Origin of the sequence: Pandoraea sp. E26 (assembly GCF_000681415.1) — a bacterium.
GTDB lineage: Bacteria > Pseudomonadota > Gammaproteobacteria > Burkholderiales > Burkholderiaceae > Pandoraea > Pandoraea pnomenusa.
On record NZ_AYXJ01000014.1, the window covers coordinates 90,048 to 108,194 of the forward strand.

Here is an 18,147-nt window from a genome sequence, read left to right on the forward strand (position 1 = left end):
GACACGCGCGCGCAACTCGTACAGGCAGCACGAAGGAGACATCATGAGCGGCTATGAAAGCAACAGCCTGAGTCCGGCACAAGGGGCTCAAGACCGACCGGCGGCCACGGCGGAACAATCGGGCAATCATCCCATGCGGGCCCTGATCGCCGCCGTATCCGGCTATGCCATGGACGGCTTCGACCTCCTCATCCTGGGCTTCATGATGAGCGTGGTCAGCGCCGATCTGGGACTGAGCGCCACTGAGGGCGGATCGCTGGTCACCGTGACCCTGATCGGCGGCATCTTCGGGGGCATTGGCTTCGGCATTCTGAGCGACTACTACGGACGCGTGCGTGTGTTGACGTACACGATCCTGGTCTTCGCCCTCTTCACGGGACTTTGCGCATTCGCCACGGGCTACTGGGACCTGCTGATCTATCGATTCCTCGCGGGCCTCGGGCTCGGCGGCGAGTTCGGCATCGGCATGGCACTCGCCATCGAGGCGTGGCCGGCGCACAAGCGCGGTCGCGTGTCGTCATACGTGGGCATGGGCTGGCAACTCGGCGTGCTGCTTGCCGCGGTGCTCACGCCCCTGCTTCTGCCGCACATCGGCTGGCGGGGCATGTTCGTCGTGGGCGTGCTGCCGGCACTCGGGTCGTTCGTGATCCGCAAGGTGATCGGCGAGTCGGAGATCTTCCTGAAGTCCGCCCGCAAAAAGCGTGAATTCCCGGTGAAGACACTGTTTCGCGACGCACAGACGACCAAACGCAGCATCGGCGTGATCATTCTGTGTTCGGTCCAGAACTTCGGCTACTACGGACTGATCGTGTGGATGCCCGCCTATCTGTCGAAGATGTTCGGTTACAGCCTGGCGAAGTCGGCGGTGTGGACCGGTGCGTCGATCATCGGCATGTTGGTGGGCATCTGGATCTTCGGGCAACTCGCCGACAGGATCGGTCGCCGCCCGACGTTCATCGGCTACCAGATCGGCGCGCTGATCATGGTGTTCGTGTACTCGCAGCTGAGCACGCCCGAAGCGCTGCTCATCGGCGGCATCGTGATGGGTGTTTTCGTCAACGGCATGATGGGCGGCTACGGTGCGCTCCTCGCCGAGCTCTACCCGACGCATGCCCGCGGCACGGCTCAGAACGTACTCTGGAGCATCGGGCGCGGCTTCGGGGGGCTGAGTCCGCTGGTGATCGGCGTGATCGCCGCGCATTACTCGTTCGAGATCGCCATCGCGGCGCTGGCCGGCATCTACGTGATCGACATTCTCGCCACGGTGTTCCTCATTCCCGAACTGAAGGGCGTGGAGCTGGAGTGATCCCGCACGGGGGACCCGTCCGGTCCGCCCGCCTTTTCCTGCGACTGGAGCCCTGCGTGGACATCGACTTCGCGACGCTGACACCCTACGAACGCTACAAGCTCATGAGCAGCCTGATCGTGCCGCGCCCCATCGCCCTTATCACGACGCTGGGCGACGACGGCACAGTCAATGCCGCCCCGTTCTCGATGTTCAACATGCTCGGAGAAGATCCCCCGATCGTGATGGTGAGCATCAACCGGCACGACGACGGCGCGCTCAAGGACACGGCGGTCAACATTGGGCGGAGCGGCGAATTCGTGGTGCATCTGTGCGACGAGACGATGGCCGCGAAGATGCATCGGTGCGGCGCGCGATTGCCGTCGCACGTGAGCGAACTTGCCGACGCGGGCCTGACCACGGCGCCAGGCGTCGATGTCAGCCCCCCTCGGATCGTCGAGGCGCCAGTGGCGTTCGAATGCACGGTCTGGGAGACGCTGACGTCCGAGAGCCGCCGGATATTCATCGGACAGGTACTGCGCCTTCATGCGCGCGACGGACTCGTCGACCGCGCCACCTGCCGGATCGCGCTCGACGAGTACACGCCCGTCGGCCGCCTGGGCGGCGGCTTGTACACGACAACCCGGGATCGCTTCACGCTGTAATCACGCTCGCTCTCTTGACGAGGCGATCCGTCCCCCCGGGCGATACCGATACCGGGCCATTCTCATCGGCGCCATCAGTCGATCCGCTTCTGAACGAATGCACACACGGCGCCCACGAGCGACACCCACACGAGTACCGAGAAGCCGTCGAGCGAGCCGAGAAAGCTCGCTTGCTGCACCACCTGGGTATGAATCGTCGACAGCGCCAGCGACGCCGCCTGCTGTGCCGAATATCCCATCGACTCGTAGCCGTGCGACAACTTGCCGAACATCTCCTGAAACGCGGGGTTGAAAAGGGACACCGACTCGTTCAGACGGGTTTCGTGCACGGCAACGCGGTGTTGCTGCAGGATGATCATGGTGGCCGTGGCGAACGAGTAGGTCAGTTGCTTGACGATGTTCTTGAACCGGTAACCGTGATGAAACTCCTCCAGCGCGAAGATGCGGAACGTGACGTTGGCGACCGGCAGCGCGATCATGAGCAGAAGCAGTCCGCGCAGCACAAGCGGCACGATGAGCCACGGTGTGCTCACGTCGGGCGGCATGTGCATCATCCAGATTGCAATGAGCGCCGCCATCAGAAAGCCTGGCACGATCATCCACTTCTTGTGCGTGACGCGCGCGGAGACACGGAAATAGATCAGCGCGCCGGCAACCGAGACGAGCGACGTGAGCCCCACCAGCCGCCCCGCATTCTCCACCGGATAGTGCAACCCACCCTCCAGCAGTCGGGAGACGAGAAACCCCATCGAATTGCTCAGGTAGTAGAACGCGATATAGAGCATGATCCCGGCCTGAAACGTCTTCTCGCGAAGCGCGTGCAGACGAAGCAGCGGGCGCGGATGATGCCACTGCTGCCAGATGAATCCGCCCAGCGCGACCAGTCCGGCGCCCGTGAGGAATATCAGCTCCGGCGATGAGCCGAACAGCTCGAAGCGAACCTGTTGCATCGCGATCTGCAACGCCCCTTGCGCGAACGCAAACAGTAGGTACGGCCAGAAATGCGCTTCGCCGCGATGCTCGTGAAGCACGCGTCCGGCGGACGGAACGGCGAGCACGGCAAACAGCCCGAGCACCACGCCGCCAAAACCGGTGGCCACGAACAACGATCGCCATCCGAAGCGGCCAATCAGGTAGCCGCCTGCGAGCGGAGCAAGCGCACTGCCGATCAGGATCATCAGCAGGAAAACACGAACCGCCACGGGTCGGCGCTGCGGTGTCATTCTCGTCTGGATCAGAATGCGGCAGGCACTCATCATCGGGCCGATAAAGTACCCCTGGAACCCACGGGCGAGCGCCAGCTCGATCGACGACTCGCTCAGTGCCGCGGCCACCGCGCCGGCGGCGAACAGCAGCAGGCTGCCGCCGACATACCGCCGGTACCCCAGGCGCTCCACCCACCATTGCTGCTGGAGGATGCCGAGCACGGACGCGACCGCATATGCGCTCGACGCCCAGACGAGTTCGTCCGGCGATGCGTTGATGCCGCCGGCGATATAGCTGGTAAAGAATGCGAACCCGGCGTTGTCGAAATAGTCCAGCCCGGTCGCGAGCGCGATGGCCCACGGGAAGAATTCGTCCCGAAACCGCGACAGGTATCCGCCCCGCCATGCGGGCAAGGCGCGGGCGACCTCGCTCATTTTTCAGCGGCCTTCCGGGCTTTCGGTGTCCCCTTCCCCGTCCCGCGTTTGGCCAGCGCGCGCTCGCGACGCTCGCGAATCAGCGCGTCCTTGGGCTCGCCGGCAATGCGGCGCCGAATGTACTGAAGGTCGTACTCGATCTCGTCGCGCACCGCCATCGCTTCGCGCATCTCCTTGCGCACGGCCTGAATTCTGGCATCGACAGCCTCTACCTGACGCACCAGCGACGCTTCGACTTCGCGCAGGGACGCCAGCGACACCGCGGTGCTCGTCGGCGTCGACGCCTCGATGGGTTTCGACAGAATCTCGGCGATGGTCTGCAGCGAAAATCCCAGAGAACGCATGCGCAGAATCCGCACGAACTTCTCGAGATCCTCCTGCGTGTACAGCCGGTAATGACCCTCGCTCCGCGTCGGGACAATCAGCCCCTTCTCCTCGTAATACTTGAGCGTGCGCGGCGTCACACCGAGCCGCTCGGCAGCCTCGCGAACCGTGACATGACCGGATTCGGCAGCGGACGTTGACATGACGTAAACCTTGCGTGAACAGAATATGGCACGATCATAGCACAACGTGTACGTTCACGTTCATGTTGGCCCGCGCCGGGCAGGATTTACCCACGTCAGCAATGTCCGGTAGAGTGGCCACGTCGACCGGCGGCGGTGCCGACGAAGGTTGGCGGTGAACATGGCAGCATGACAAACGACCAAACCGGAGGCAGACGATGGCACGCGTACGCGTTGACGGCTTCACCCTCTCGCTCGACGGATTCGGCGCCGGGCCGGATCAGGACATCGACCATCCACTCGGTGTAGGCGGCACGCAATTGCATCAATGGCTGGTGCCGACGCAGACATTCCAGCGCTCACTCTTCGGCAACGAGGGCGGCACGACCGGCATCGACGACGAATTCGCCGCACGCGGCTTTCAGAACGTCGGGGCCTGGATTCTCGGGCGCAACATGTTCGGCCCGATTCGGGGCGACTGGCCCGACAGCGCATGGAAAGGCTGGTGGGGCGACAACCCGCCGTATCACGCGCCAGTGTTCGTTCTGACCCATTACGCGCGACCCGATGTCGCAATGGATGGCGGCACGACCTTCCATTTCGTCACCGGCGGCATTCACGAAGCGCTCGAGCGCGCCCGTGCAGCGGCGGCCGGCAAGGATGTCCGGATCGGCGGCGGCGCAAGCACCATTCGTCAGTATTTGCGCGAGGGACTCATCGATACGTTGCACATCGCGATTTCGCCCGTACTGCTTGGACGCGGCGAGACGCTGTTCGCGGGCCTCGACCTTCAGTCACTCGGATACGAATGCGAGACTTTCATCGCATCGGAGAAGGCCACCCACGTGGTGCTTCGACGCAGGGGCACCGGCGCTCCCCCGACGACGACGGCCTCCTGAGGCGCAGCCGCCTTCGCACCGGGGGAAGGACGGTCGCACCGGTGCCTCACACTTGCGCCAGCATCAGATCGAGATTCTGGACCGCCGCGCCAGACGCCCCCTTGCCGAGATTGTCGAATACTGCCGACAACAGCACCTGACCATGCGCCTCGTTTCGATGCACGCGCAGATGCATGTCGTTCGTACCGTTCAGTGCCTGCGGGTCGAGATGCGTCAGGGCGTCCGACGCCTCCAGCGGCACCACGCTGACATGGGCCGCTTCCGCGTAGTGCCGTGCGAGGCATGCGTGCAAGCGTGCACCGTCCACGCCGGACGGCAAATACCGTAGCGCCAGCGGCACCGTGAGCAGGATGCCCTGGCGGAAAGCGCCATAGGCCGGCGAGAAGATCGGGCGATGCGCAAGCCCGGCATGCAGGGCTATCTCCGGCGTGTGCTTGTGCGCGAGCTGCAATCCATATGCCTGATAGGCCGGTGCGTCGGCGGCTTCCGGCCCCTCGAAGGCTTCCACCCTCGCACGTCCCCCACCGGAATAGCCCGAGACCGCGTGCACGCTGATCGGATAGTCGTCCGGAATGAGTCCGGCCTGCAACAACGGACGTAACAAAGCGATCGCGCCGGTCGGATAGCAGCCAGGGTTGGTCACTCGGCGCGCATTGGCAATGCGCTCTGCCTGCCCCGGCGACATCTCGGGAAAGCCGTAGGTCCAGTCCGGCTGCGTGCGGTGGGCGGAACTCGCGTCGATGACCCGTACGGCCGGATTGACGATGGCTTTCACGGCCTCGCGCGCGGCATCGTCCGGTAGGCAAAGAATGGCGATGTCGCAGTCATTGATGGCCTGCGCGCGCCGCGTCGCGTCCTTGCGTTGCGCGGCGGGAAGCGTGAACAACCGGAGATCCGTGCGGTCGCGCAACCGTTCGTGAATCTGCAGTCCGGTCGTGCCTTGGTCACCATCGATGAAGATTACGGGAGAGCTCATAAGCGCAATGGCCTGCGCGGCGCAGGCTCGAAAAGGGGGAAAGGAGCCCTCATGTTCCGCGTGCTGGTAGAATAAGGAAAGTTGAATTTCATGACAATGACGTTCAGTTTTCCTGAACCTGGATATCGACATGCGAGAGATCAGCCTGGACCGCCTGCGTACGCTGGTGGCCATTGCCGAGCGGGGTTCGTTCGCGGAAGCGGCGCGCGCCCTGCACCTTGCCGCGCCGACCGTGAGCCTTCACATCGCCGAGCTGGAGGCCCGCATTGGCGCACCCCTGCTCTCTCGCAAGCGAGCGCAGGTGCGTCCCACGGCCATTGGGGAAGCGCTCGTGGCGCGCGCACGCCGCCTGCTGGCGGACGCCGAGCAGGCGCTCGACGATATCCAGCGCCAGGTGGAAGGGCTTGAGGGCCGGGTGCGCCTGGGCGCATCGACCGGGGCCATCGCGCACCTCTTGCCGCAGGCGCTCGAAGCCTTGCGACGAGACCACCCGGCGATCGACGTTCAGGTGGCGGTGCTCACGTCGCAGGAGACGCTCTCTCGACTGGGGGACGGCACGCTGGACATCGGGCTGGTGGCGCTGCCGCAACCGCCGGTTGCCGGTCTGGTCATCAAGCCGTGGCGACGCGACCCGGTGATGGCGTTCGTGCCGGCGCACTGGCCGTGTCCGGCGCGCATCACGCCGGAATGGCTGGCGGCGCAGCCGCTGATTCTCAATGACGCCACCACCCGCCTCTCGCGGCTGACCTCGGAGTGGTTCGCCACGCGCGGGCACCGCCCCGTGCCGCGCATCGAGCTGAACTACAACGACGCGATCAAAAGCCTAGTGGCCGCCGGATATGGCGCGGCGCTGTTGCCCAATGAGGCGACGACACCGGTGCCCGACAACCGTGTCGTCATGCGCCCGTTGCGACCCGCGCTTTGGCGTCGTCTCGGCATCGCCCATCGCGCAGGTCATGTGGAGCGTGCCACGCAACACGTGCTGGACGTGCTCTGGGACTTGCGCGTGGCATAGACACGCCGGTGCAGGCATCTCGCCACGTCGTCCGTCGGGCAGTCGCGGAACTTCGAAGCCGCCGACGCCCGACGGAGACCAGCGCCCCCCCTGCGGCGATCAGTCGTCGAGCGGCAGGCCGCTGCGATCCTTGGCGAAGGCGACCGCCACGATCGACACCAATGCGCACGCCATCATGAAGACGACCACCGGCACGTAGCTGCCGCCGAAGTAGGCGACCAGCGCCGTGGCGATCAGCGGCATCGGCCCGCCCACGAGCGCCGCGCCGATCTGGTAGCCAAGTGACATGCCTGTGTAGCGAATGCTTGCCGGAAACGCCTCGGCCAGCAGCGTGCCGATCATCGAGCCGTAGGTCGTCCAGATCGCGCTGAGGCCGATACCTACCGCAAGCGCCGCCAGCACGATCGATTTCTGGTTCAGCAGCCAGAAGAACGGCCCGATCCACGCGATGAAGGCGAGACTGCCGTAGATGAAGACCTTCTTGCGGCCGATCCTGTCCGAGAGATGCCCGAAATACAGCATGAACGGGAAGGCAATCAGGGCGCAGACCAACACGATGTTCAGAATGTCCGAGCGCTGGAAGCCGTGACCGATCATGTACGAGACCGTGTATGTGGCGTAAAGGAAGAAGGTCGAGGTCTCCACCACCTTGGCGCCAATCGCGATCAGCACGACGCGCCAGTGGTCCTGGAGCGTCTCCTTGAGCGGAATGCGCGCGTGGCTGCGCGTGGCGAGAATCTTCTTGAACGACGGCGTCTCCCCGACGGCGTTGCGAATCCACATCCCGATCAGCACCAGCACGATCGAGCCGACGAACGGAATGCGCCACCCCCAGCTCTGGAAGTCCGCGTCGCTCATCGTATTGCTCAGCAGCGACGTGATGATGTTGCCCAGCGCCAGCCCGAGCACGGCGCCGGTTTGCGGCACCGCACCGAAGAAGCCACGGCGATGGCGCGGCGAATACTCCACGGCCAGCAGCACACCGCCACCCCACTCGCCGCCCAGCGCCAGGCCCTGCATCAGGCGCAGCACCGAGAGCAGGATCGGCGCCCACACGCCGATCTGGTCGTAGTTGGGCAGCAATCCCATGCACACCGTCGACATTCCCATCATCGACAACGTGATGGCCAGCGTCTTCTTGCGCCCGACGCGGTCGCCGACGTGCGCGAAAATCACGCCGCCCAACGGACGAATCACGAAGGCCAGCGCGAACGCGGCGAGCGCCAGCAACTGGCTGACCAACGGATCGGTGCTCGGGAAGAACTGCTTTGCGAAGATGATGGACGCCATCGTCCCGTACAGGAAGTAGTCATACCATTCGATCGTGCTGCCCACCGCGCTGCCGAGCAACGCGCGCCGACGCTCGGCATCGGGAACCATCGTTTCCTTGATATCAGCCGTCAGCCCGGCATGTCCGGCGCTGTTGGGCGCAATTCCGCTCATTGTCTCCACCTCGTTATTTTGCGAACGAACGAAGTCTACAAAGGCGGATCGCAACCGTACACTGAAGGTTGGCGTTAGCGATATAACTTTTCGCTATGCCAACGAACGGCCACGCCGAACGCTGGCATGCGAGACACACATACTCCGATCCTCGTCAGGCGACGCGGCGGTTCCGTCAGGCGTCATGGGTCGCGCCGCGCGCGACGATCGCGTCCATGAGCATCCGGGCCCCGTGCGACACCGGTGCGCCGCGCCGGGTCACGAGTTCGTAAGGCTCGCTGAGCGACGACAGCTGCAGTGGCAACGTGCACGCCACGCCGTGCGCCGTATGAAAGCGCGCCACGTCGATGGACACGAGCGCCACGAGCGACGGATTCTTCTGGAGCAGCGAAACCGTCGCGAAGGCGGAAGTCGTTTCCAGCAGATGAGACGGAAAACGCAGCCCGGCGTCGTGAAACTCCCGCTCGAGCAACCGTCGCATCGGCATGTTTGCCCGATAGACGACCCAGCGGTAGTCGGCCAGATCGCTCAGCGAAACGCCTCCGGCGCGAGCCAGCGGATGCGCCGCGTTGGCGATGACCGCAAGCGTCTCGTCTTGTACGAACGCGCTGTCGTAGAGGTAGGGCGTCTGGCTCACGCTCGTGCGGCAGATGGCGAGATCGAGGCGCCCGGCGTCGATCAGGCTGAGCAGCGTCGCGCTCGTGTCTTCCACGATCTCGATGGACATGTCGGGCTGCGCCTCGCCCACGGCGGTGATCGCGTCGGTCAGCAGCGGCACCGCGCCCATGATGACACCCACCGACACCCGGCCGCCATGACCGCGCATGATGCCGACCATCTCTTCGCGCAGGTGCGCCAGATCGGACTGGATGAGCCGCGCGTACCGGATCACGCAATGCCCGACGGCATTCGGTTCCAAACCACGGTTCGAACGCTCGAAGAGCGATGCGCCGAAGGTCGTCTCGATCTCATGCAACGCCTTGCTCGCGCCGGGCTGCGTCATGGCGAGTTGCCTGGCCGCGCCAAGCAACGAGCCGTGCTCTTCAATGGCGATCAGCAATCGGAGCTGTTTGACGTGCAGGCGGGAGATGATCGAGTTGAGCGTTGGGGGCATCTTGGATTGATGAAAAGTTATATCACTATCAAATGCTTTCAATATCGGCGCAATGCAACGCGCCATAAACTGCTACATCCTCGCAGGAGCTTAGCCCCTCTATAACTTTTCGTCATCCACCATGTCTCTCATCAACTACATCACGCAGATCCAGTTTGGCTTCGACGCGATTCGCCTTCTGGCGGGCGAATGCGAGCGGATCGGCATTCGTCGCCCGCTGATCGTGACGGACGCGGGCATTCGCGCGGCGGGCCTGCTCGACACCGTGCTCGACGCACTGGGGGCCTCCGCGCCCGTGCCGGTATTCGATCGGACACCGCCCAACCCGAACGAGTCGGTGGTACGAGACGCCGTTGCGATGTACAAGGCCAGCGGCTGCGACGGCGTGATCGCGCTGGGCGGCGGCTCGTCGATCGATCTGGCCAAGGGGGTGGCGGTCTGCGCCACGCACGACGGCCCGCTGCAGCAGTTTGCCGTCATCGAAGGCGGCGCGGCGCGCATTACGTCGGCGACAGCCCCGGTCATCGCCATCCCGACCACGGCCGGCACGGGGAGCGAGGTCGGGCGCGGCGCGATCCTGATTCTCGACGACGGGCGCAAGGTGGGCGTCATCTCGCCTCATGTCGTGCCGCGCGTGGCCATTTGCGATCCCGCGCTCACACTCGGCCTGCCGCCGGGCCTCACCGCCGCCACCGGCATGGACGCCATCGCGCACTGCATGGAGACGTTCATGGCGCCGGCGTTCAACCCGCCAGCCGACGGCATCGCGCTCGACGGCCTGTGGCGCGCCTGGCGCCATATCGAGCGCGCCACGCGCGAACCGGGCGACCGCACCGCGCGACTGAACATGATGAGCGCCTCGATGCAGGGAGCGCTCGCGTTTCAGAAAGGATTGGGCTGCGTGCACAGCCTGAGCCACTCGCTCGGCGGCCTGAATCCGCGCCTGCACCACGGCACGCTCAACGCCATCCTGCTGCCTGCGGTCATCGCGTTCAACCGCGCGTCGCCGTCGATGCAGCAGGACGCCAAACTCGATCGCATGGCTCAGGCCATGGGACTCGCAACGGGCGACGAGGTCGGCCCGGCGATCGCCGACATGACACAGCGACTGGGGCTGCCGCGCGGCCTGAGGGAACTGGGGGTGACAGAGGATTTATTCCCGCGCATCATCGACGGCGCGCTGAAGGATCACAGCCACAAGACCAATCCGCGCGACGCCAGTGCGCAGGACTACCGCACGATGCTCGTCGCATCGTTGTAAAGTGGCGAGGTACGCGGCCGGTGTCGACACCGGCCGCGTCTCGCTCTGGATCCCCCTCTCACTTACATTGTGTCTTCATTCCAGGAAATTCGACCATGGTCACATCAGGTTATACCGACACCCGCCTGCTGATTAACGGCGAGTGGTGCGATGCTGCGAGCGGCAAGACGATCGACGTCATCAATCCGGCTACCGGGAATCCGATCGGCAAGGTCGCGCATGCGGGCATTGCCGATCTCGACCGGGCGCTCGAAGCCGCGCAGCGCGGCTTCAACGCCTGGCGCAAGATTCCCGCCGTCGAGCGCGCCACGACGATGCGCAAGGCGGCCGTACTCGTACGCGAGCGTGCCGACGCCATTGGCCGGTTGATGACGCAGGAGCAAGGCAAGCCGTTTGCCGAGGCCCGCATCGAAGTGCTTGCTGCCGCCGGCATCATCGAGTGGTTTGCCGACGAGGGCATGCGCGTTTACGGCCGTGTCGTCCCGTCGCGCAACCTCAGCGCCCAGCAGATGGTGCTCAAGGAGCCGATCGGTCCGGTGGCGGCGTTCACGCCGTGGAACTTCCCGGTCAACCAGGTAGTGCGCAAGCTGAGTGCCGCGCTGGCCTGCGGTTGCTCGTTCCTCGTCAAGGCACCCGAGGAGACCCCGGCCTCCCCCGCCGCGCTGCTGCAGGCGTTCGTGGACGCGGGCGTTCCGGCCGGTACGGTGGGCCTCGTCTTCGGTGACCCGGCCGAGATTTCCAGCTACCTGATCCCGCACCCGGTGATCCGCAAGATCACGTTCACCGGATCGACGCCGGTCGGCAAGCAGCTCGCCTCGCTGGCGGGCCTGCACATGAAACGCGCAACGATGGAACTGGGCGGCCACGCGCCGGTGATCGTGGCCGAAGACGCCGACCTAGCGCTCGCCGTCAAGGCAGCCGGTGGCGCCAAGTTCCGCAATGCCGGTCAGGTTTGTATCTCGCCCACGCGTTTTCTCGTGCACAACAGCATCAAGGACGCGTTCGCGCAGGCCCTCGTGAAGCACGCCGAAAGCCTGAAGCTCGGCGACGGCCTGGCCGAGGGCACGACCCTGGGGCCGCTCGCCAACGCCCGTCGTCTCACCGCGATGAGCCACGTGGTCGAGGACGCACGCAAGACCGGCGCAACGGTGGCAACCGGTGGTGAGCGCGTGGGCACGTCGGGCAACTTCTTTGCGCCCACGGTGCTGACCGACGTGTCGCTCGAGGCCGATGTGTTCAACAACGAACCGTTTGGGCCAGTGGCCGCCATTCGTGGCTTCGACAAGCTCGAAGACGCCATCGCCGAGGCCAACCGTCTGCCGTTCGGGCTCGCGGGCTACGCGTTCACTCAGTCGTTCCGCAACGTGCATCTGCTCTCGCAGCAACTCGAGGTCGGCATGCTGTGGGTGAACCAACCGGCCGCCCCGTCGCCCGAAATGCCGTTCGGCGGCGTGAAGGATTCGGGCTACGGCTCGGAAGGCGGCCCGGAGGCCATGGAAGCCTATCTCGTGACCAAGGCCGTGTCGGTCATGGCCGCGTGATCATGGCCGCTTGAGCGTGACCGCCTGATCCGGGCGATCACGTCGCCGGTCCGGTGCTCGTAACGACCACCGGACCGGCGAGCCGCACGCCTTCAATCCCCGGCCCCGGAGCGGCGCACCGCGCGCCCCCGGTTTCGGGTGGCCAGCCAGCAAAGCAGCGAACCGCCGCAAACCATTGCCGCGCCTTGCCAGAACGTGTAGGGCAGTGCAGTGCGCAGCAGCGCGGCCGAGAGCACCGCGGAGAACACGGGAATGAAGTACGAGGCCCCCGCGAGCAGCGTCACGTTGCCACCCAGAATGCCGACGTTCCAGGCCGCATACCCGAAACCCATCGCCCCGGCCGCCAGCAACAGATAGATAACGCCGGACATGCTCACGCGCATCGGCGCCGGTTCCCCGAGCCAGTACTTCGCCCATAGCGCGATCGCCACCAGCATGAAAAAGAACGTCACACCGTTCTTGCCGTCGGCGTAGCGCGCGGTCAACGTGCAATAAGCGGCCCAGATCACCGCCCCGGCGAACGCGAGTGCGTAGCTCAGCGGATTGTCGAGCACATTGCCGGCCATCCGCGCGACGTCGAACCCCTGGTCGCCGCCGAGCACCCAGCAGATGCCGAGCATGGACAGCAGAAATCCCGGCACCACCCAGAAGCTGGCGCGCTGCCGGTTGAAGACGATTGCCGCGAGCATCGTGAACGTCGGCCACAAGTAATTGACCATGCCGACTTCGATGGCCTGACGCGCTGTATTCGCGTAGCCGATGGACAGCGACAGGCACAGCTCGTAGACGACGAACAGCAGCGTGCCCGGGTACAGATAGCGTTTCGGAAATGTCTTCAGGTCGGGGAAGCCGACGCTGAGCAACAGGAACACGGACGCGACCGTGTACATCATCGCGGCGCCGCCGGTCGGCCCAAAGCTTTCGCTGACCCCGCGAATCAACCCGACAATCGCGCTCCACAGCACCACTGCCACCAACCCGACGAGCGTCGCCCGATTCCTTCGCTTGCTGTCCATGCCCTGCCTGCTTTCGTTGACGAAGCGGCCCGGCTGGCGCCTGTGCGTCGCCAGCCGGCCGTGGGCAGCAGTATAGCGATCGCGGCGCCCCGTGCGGCGTGGTGGCCCCAACGATCACGAAGTCGCGGACACCCCATGCCTTGTGCGCGCCCCGCGAGTTCGACGTGCGAGATACGGGCCGTCATACGCCACCGACCAGGGTCAGCCCGCTCAACGCAGCACGCTTCGGAGAAACTGCTGCGTACGCGCTTCACGCGGCGCACCGAAAAGCGATTCCGGTGGGCCACTCTCCACGATGCGCCCATGGTCGAAGAACACGACACGATCGGCGACCTCTCGCGCGAATCCCATCTCATGCGTGACCACGATCATCGTCATGCCGTCGCGCGCCAGATCCTTCATCACCGCAAGCACCTCGCCCACGGTTTCGGGGTCGAGCGCCGACGTCGGCTCGTCGAACAGCATCAGTTTCGGCTTCATCGCCAGTGCCCGCACGATGGCCACACGTTGCTGCTGGCCGCCCGAAAGCGACGCGGGATGCGCATTCGCCTTGTGCGCCAGTCCCACACGTTCGAGCAGCGCATGCGCCGTGCGCTCGGCGTCCGCCAGCGTCATCCGCCCAAGCTTCACCGGCGCCAGCGTGATGTTTCGCAGAATGGTCAGGTGGGGAAAGAGGGTGTAGTCCTGGAATACCATGCCCACGTCTTCCCGCAACTTCGCCATGGCGCGGTGATCCTTCACGTCCGTGGCGGCGTCGCCCAGCGTGACGGTGCCGTCGGTTGGCGTCTCGAGGCTGTTCAGGCAACGGATCAGCGTCGATTTGCCCGAACCGCTCGGACCGATCACGACCACGACTTCGCCAGGGTAAACGTCGAGATCCACACCGTTGACCACCTGGTGCGGGCCGAAGTGCTTGTGCAACCCGCGAATCGAAAGCAGCGCGCCCATCAGAGCCCCGCCAGTGCGCGCGTGGCGCCTTGCAGCGTCGCCCGGGCGTCAGCCTGGCGCGCCTGCCAGCGAGCGACAAGCGCGTTCGTCTGCTCGACGCGCTCGCGTGCCGCGCGCACATGCGCGCGCAGCGTGTCCGGACTCGGACCGCCGGGCGACATGCGCGACGCCACATTGCTTTCCGGATCGAGGCAGGCACGGATTGCGTCGGCGTCGATGCCGAGCGGCGCGCCGAGTTGCTCGGTGGCCGCCGCCTCGACCATCGCTGCGTCGATCCGGTCGGCCGGTACGCCACGGTCCATCGCATCGCGCACCACGGCGCCCACGACGTGGTGCGCCGCTCGGAACGAGAGGTCGTGTCGGCGCACCATGTGGTCTGCCAGCGCGGTCGCCGTGGAAAAGTCCTCTGCCGCCAGACGCTGCGCGCGGGCAGCGACCGGACGCGCCGATCGCAGCACGAGTTCGAGCAGGTTGAGGCAACGCACGCTCTCTCGGGCGGCCTCCCAGAAACCGTGCGTGCCTTCCCGATTGGCGTCGCCCGTATGCGTGAAGTGGGTCCCCTTGATGGCCATCGAGCAGGCGAGAAGCGCGGCGACGATGTGCCCGGTTCGCCCCTTGAGGTACTCGAGCACGACCGGATTTTTCTTCTGCGGCATGATGCTCGACGTCGCCGCCACGCTGTCGGGAAATTCGATCATGCCGAACTCATGGGTGGTCCACACGAAGTAGTCCTGCGCCACTCGGCTCCAGAACACCGCGAGCAGGCTGAGGTCGGCAATGCCCTCGAGCATGAAATCGCGCGAGCCCACGGCGTCGAGTGCGTTGTCGACGAAGGTGTCGAAGCCCAGCAGCTCGGCCGTACGCTGTCGATCGATGGCGAACGGCGTGCCGGCGAACGCCGCGGCGCCCAGCGGCGAGACGTTCATGTTGGACAGCGTGTCCGTCAGACGGCGACTGTCGCGCTCGAGGGCCTGCGCCACGCCGGCCAGGTAGAAGCCGTAAGTCATCGGCTGCGCGGGCTGCAGGTGGGTGTAGCCGGGCATGACCACGTCGGCATGACGCTCGGCCTGTTCGAGCGCCGTCGCGCGCACCCGCACCAGCGCACCGATCAGATCGAGCAACGTGGCACGGCCGCGCAGGCGATCGAGGGTGGCCAGAATGTCGTTGCGACTGCGACCGGTATGCAGGCGTCCGCCCACGTCGGCGCCGACCTGTTGCATCAGGTGCGCCTCGTAGTTGAAATAGGCATCCTCGCGGCTCGGGTCGAGCGGCACGGCGCCGGGGCCCTGCGCCTCCATGTCGAGAATGCCTCGCGCGAGCGCCGCGGCATGTTCGGTGCGAATCAACCCCTGCTCGGCGAGCATCACCACGTGCGCCTTGTTGATGTCGCCAAGCGGCACGAAGGTTTCGTCGAAGCCCGCCAGGCGCGGCTTGAAGATGATGTCGTTGACTTCCGGGGCGAGGGCTTCGGTGAGCCGCCGACTGACTTTCGAGATGGACATGTTCAACCTTGTGTGGAGAGCGGACGAACGCGTTCGCGTTGCAGCCGGCGTTCGAGGTGACGTGACAGCGCGCTGAGCGCGGAACAGATGACGAAATAGACAGCGAGTACGAGGCCGTACACTTCGAAGGCCGGGTTCTGGCCCTGCATGATGGTGGTGCGCTCGATGATGTTCTGATTGACCTTGAGGAACTCGCTCACGCCGATGAGCGCGCCGAGCGACGTCGACTGCACGAGCAGGGTGAGCAGACCGGTATAGGCCGGAAGAATCGCGCTCACCGACTGCGGACCGATCACGTAACGGTAGATCTGCCAGCGGCGTAGCCCGAGCGCCGCCGCACTCTTCCACTGGTGCGACGCCACCGACAGAATGCCCCCGGAGACGACCACCGTGCCGTTCGCGCCGCCCCAGAGCGAGAGTCCGACCGTCGCCGCCAGGAAAGGACTCAGATCGAGACCGAACATCGGCGCAACGAAGAACACGCAAAAGACATTGACGATCAGCGGAATCGAGCGGAACAGTTCGACATAGCCGTGGATGATCCACCGGAGCGCGCGATTGGGCAATGTCGCGAGCACGCCGAGCACCAGCGAAATCAAGGTCGTGCAGATGAGCACCGCGCCGGCAAGCGCCAGCGTCATGCGCAGCCCGTGAACGATCACGAGCCGGTTTTCAAGAATGACGTTCATGGTCGGCGACGGAGATCAGTGAGTCTTGAACGGTCGCTGCAACCAGGCCGAAAGCCGATGCGCGAGCAGGGCGAGCACGGCGACCATGCCCAGGTACAGCACGAGAATCGCGCCGAACATCTCAAGCGGGCGAAAGTCCGTGGCAATGCGGTCGACGGCGACGAACGTGAGTTCCATCAAACCGATGGCCTGAAGATAAGACGAGTTCTTGAGAAGCGAGATCGCCGTGTTCAGCATGCCGGGCAGCGCGTGGCGCAGCGCGATCGGCAGCGCAACCAGCGTAAAGTAATGCCACGGCCGCAGCGACAACGCGTGACACGACTCGTACATGCGTCGACCGACACCGGCCATCCCACCGCGCAAGTTCTCGATCTGGTAGGCCCCGGCCCACAGCGACAGGCAAAGCACCCCCGAGGCGAACAACGACAGGCCGCATCCGATCGCCGGCAATCCATAGAAGATGAAGAACAGCTGCACGAGAATGGGCGTGTTTCGCATCAGCTCCACGTAGCCGGTCACGATCTGGGAGAGCACCGGCACGCGGAAGATGCGGATCGCGCATCCGGCCACGCCAATGAGCGCCGAGCAAACGATGGCAATCACCGAGACTTCCAGCGTCATCAATGCGCCGCGCCAGAGCGCGGGCCATTGCGCGATCAGATAGGCAACGTCGAAGTCCATGACGGCCGCCCGATTACAGGACTTCCTTCGGACGTCCCTGCTGGAACACCGAGAGGTAATAGCTGCGGATCGACTCGGGCACGCTTTGCTTGACCCACTGGACGAAGCGCCCTTCATAACGCATGCGTGCGATCGCCGCCGTCAGATAGTCGCGCCACGCGGTCTCATGCTTGCGCACACCGATGGCGGCATCTGATATCTGGAAATACTGCCCCAGCAGTTTCGCTCCGGGGTCCTTCGCCGCCGCCACGACGAGGGTCGCGGCGTCGTGCGTGTAGGCGTCGGCGCGGCCCTGACGGAAGGTTTGCATGGCGTCGGCAGCCGTGTTCAGGCGCAGCATCTTCACGTCTGGCATGTGATCCTCGAACCACTTCGCCTGCACCGAACCCTTGAGCGCGACGAGCGTCTTGCCCTTGAGGTCGGAGAGTGTCTCGATACCGCTGTCGCGGCGCACCACCACGTCGCTGGCGCCCCAGCGGTAGGGCTTCGTGAAATCGATCACGCGCGCGCGTTCCGGTGACACGCCGAGGGTGGCAATGAGCAGGTCGACCTTGCGGCCAAGCAGTTGCGGCACGCGATTCTCGGCCGTCACGCAAGTAAACACCGCCTTGTCCTTCGAGCCGAACGCCCACTCGGCAATCTGGCGGCCCATCTCGACTTCCACACCGGCAAACGCGCCGGTACTGTCCTGGTACCCGTAAGGCGGCTGGTCGCAGCGCACGCCGACGCGCAGTTGACCCTGTGACTTGATCTCCTCCGGCAATGGCGGCAGATCGCCAGGCGCGGCCAGCACGGGTCGCGCGCCCAGCGTCATGGTGACGACAACGGCACACGCAGCCAGGGCGGAAGTGAATACGAACGAACGGCGCAGGCTTGACATCGATGGCTCCCGAATGCGGAACGACACGAAAGGAGGCCGGGCGCCGACAGGCGGGCGATGCTGTTTTCCTGAGAGCGCTGCGACCG

17 protein-coding genes are annotated in these 18,147 nt (G+C 65.1%); 6 read left to right on the forward strand and 11 right to left on the reverse strand.

Annotated features, from left to right (window positions below; translation table 11 throughout):
* The first annotated feature begins 43 nt into the window (after nt 1–43).
* The gene (locus W930_RS0110445; protein WP_023597554.1) at nt 44–1,306 is read left to right on the forward strand and encodes an MFS transporter; all 1,263 of its coding nucleotides are present in this window, start codon (nt 44–46) and stop codon (nt 1,304–1,306) included.
* Nucleotides 1,307–1,362: 56 nt separating this feature from the next.
* Nucleotides 1,363–1,950, forward strand: coding sequence for a flavin reductase family protein (locus W930_RS0110450; protein ID WP_023873109.1), 588 nt, complete (start codon nt 1,363–1,365; stop codon nt 1,948–1,950).
* A gap of 74 nt (nt 1,951–2,024) precedes the next feature.
* Here W930_RS0110450 and W930_RS0110455 read toward each other — a convergent pair whose 3' ends face one another.
* The gene (locus W930_RS0110455) at nt 2,025–3,590 is read right to left on the reverse strand and encodes an MFS transporter (RefSeq protein ID WP_023873107.1); all 1,566 of its coding nucleotides are present in this window, start codon (nt 3,588–3,590) and stop codon (nt 2,025–2,027) included.
* Nucleotides 3,587–4,117 (reverse strand): MerR family transcriptional regulator, encoded by a 531-nt coding sequence (locus W930_RS0110460; protein ID WP_023873106.1) that lies wholly within the window; start codon nt 4,115–4,117, stop codon nt 3,587–3,589. Before W930_RS0110460 ends, W930_RS0110455 begins: the two co-directional genes overlap by 4 nt.
* Nucleotides 4,118–4,314: 197 nt before the next feature.
* On the opposite strand from W930_RS0110460, the gene W930_RS0110465 reads away from it, so the two are divergent.
* Nucleotides 4,315–4,995 carry a dihydrofolate reductase family protein gene (locus W930_RS0110465; protein WP_023873104.1) on the forward strand — a complete coding sequence of 227 codons (681 nt, stop codon included), beginning with the start codon at nt 4,315–4,317 and terminating at the stop codon, nt 4,993–4,995.
* A 46-nt stretch (nt 4,996–5,041) separates the two neighbouring features.
* On the opposite strand, the gene argC is transcribed toward W930_RS0110465, so the two are convergent.
* The gene (gene argC / locus W930_RS0110470) at nt 5,042–5,971 is read right to left on the reverse strand and encodes an N-acetyl-gamma-glutamyl-phosphate reductase (protein WP_023873103.1); all 930 of its coding nucleotides are present in this window, start codon (nt 5,969–5,971) and stop codon (nt 5,042–5,044) included.
* A 130-nt stretch (nt 5,972–6,101) separates the two neighbouring features.
* Between argC and W930_RS0110475 the strand changes: the two genes are divergently transcribed.
* On the forward strand, nt 6,102–6,986 hold the full coding sequence (locus W930_RS0110475) for a LysR family transcriptional regulator (RefSeq protein WP_023873102.1): 885 nt from the start codon (nt 6,102–6,104) through the stop codon (nt 6,984–6,986).
* Nucleotides 6,987–7,085: 99 nt separating this feature from the next.
* Here W930_RS0110475 and W930_RS0110480 read toward each other — a convergent pair whose 3' ends face one another.
* Nucleotides 7,086–8,429, reverse strand: coding sequence for an MFS transporter (locus tag W930_RS0110480; protein WP_023873101.1), 1,344 nt, complete (start codon nt 8,427–8,429; stop codon nt 7,086–7,088).
* A 175-nt stretch (nt 8,430–8,604) separates the two neighbouring features.
* Nucleotides 8,605–9,543, reverse strand: a complete 939-nt coding sequence (locus W930_RS0110485; protein WP_023597562.1) for a LysR family transcriptional regulator — start codon at nt 9,541–9,543, stop codon at nt 8,605–8,607.
* Between the two features lie 121 nt (nt 9,544–9,664).
* Between W930_RS0110485 and W930_RS0110490 the strand changes: the two genes are divergently transcribed.
* Nucleotides 9,665–10,804: an iron-containing alcohol dehydrogenase gene (locus W930_RS0110490; RefSeq protein ID WP_023597563.1), complete on the forward strand. Its 1,140-nt coding sequence runs from the start codon at nt 9,665–9,667 to the stop codon at nt 10,802–10,804.
* 95 nt (nt 10,805–10,899) lie between these two features.
* Complete coding sequence (locus W930_RS0110495) at nt 10,900–12,345, forward strand: NAD-dependent succinate-semialdehyde dehydrogenase (RefSeq protein ID WP_023873100.1); 1,446 nt, start codon at nt 10,900–10,902, stop codon at nt 12,343–12,345.
* 92 nt (nt 12,346–12,437) lie between these two features.
* Here the strand turns inward: W930_RS0110495 and yddG are convergent, their stop codons facing one another.
* From yddG to W930_RS26960, 6 genes are all read right to left on the reverse strand, one after another.
* A complete protein-coding gene (yddG, locus tag W930_RS0110500; RefSeq protein WP_023597565.1) occupies nt 12,438–13,361 on the reverse strand; it encodes an aromatic amino acid DMT transporter YddG in 924 nt (307 codons plus the stop codon).
* Nucleotides 13,362–13,571: 210 nt separating this feature from the next.
* A complete protein-coding gene (locus tag W930_RS0110505) occupies nt 13,572–14,309 on the reverse strand; it encodes an amino acid ABC transporter ATP-binding protein (RefSeq protein ID WP_023597566.1) in 738 nt (245 codons plus the stop codon).
* The gene (gene argH / locus W930_RS0110510; protein ID WP_023873099.1) at nt 14,309–15,811 is read right to left on the reverse strand and encodes an argininosuccinate lyase; all 1,503 of its coding nucleotides are present in this window, start codon (nt 15,809–15,811) and stop codon (nt 14,309–14,311) included. Before argH ends, W930_RS0110505 begins: the two co-directional genes overlap by 1 nt.
* A 2-nt stretch (nt 15,812–15,813) precedes the next feature.
* Complete coding sequence (locus W930_RS0110515) at nt 15,814–16,500, reverse strand: amino acid ABC transporter permease (protein ID WP_023873098.1); 687 nt, start codon at nt 16,498–16,500, stop codon at nt 15,814–15,816.
* A gap of 15 nt (nt 16,501–16,515) precedes the next feature.
* Nucleotides 16,516–17,181: an amino acid ABC transporter permease gene (locus W930_RS0110520; protein ID WP_023597569.1), complete on the reverse strand. Its 666-nt coding sequence runs from the start codon at nt 17,179–17,181 to the stop codon at nt 16,516–16,518.
* Nucleotides 17,182–17,194: 13 nt separating this feature from the next.
* Complete coding sequence (locus W930_RS26960) at nt 17,195–18,061, reverse strand: transporter substrate-binding domain-containing protein (protein WP_023597570.1); 867 nt, start codon at nt 18,059–18,061, stop codon at nt 17,195–17,197.
* Nucleotides 18,062–18,147: the final 86 nt, after the last annotated feature.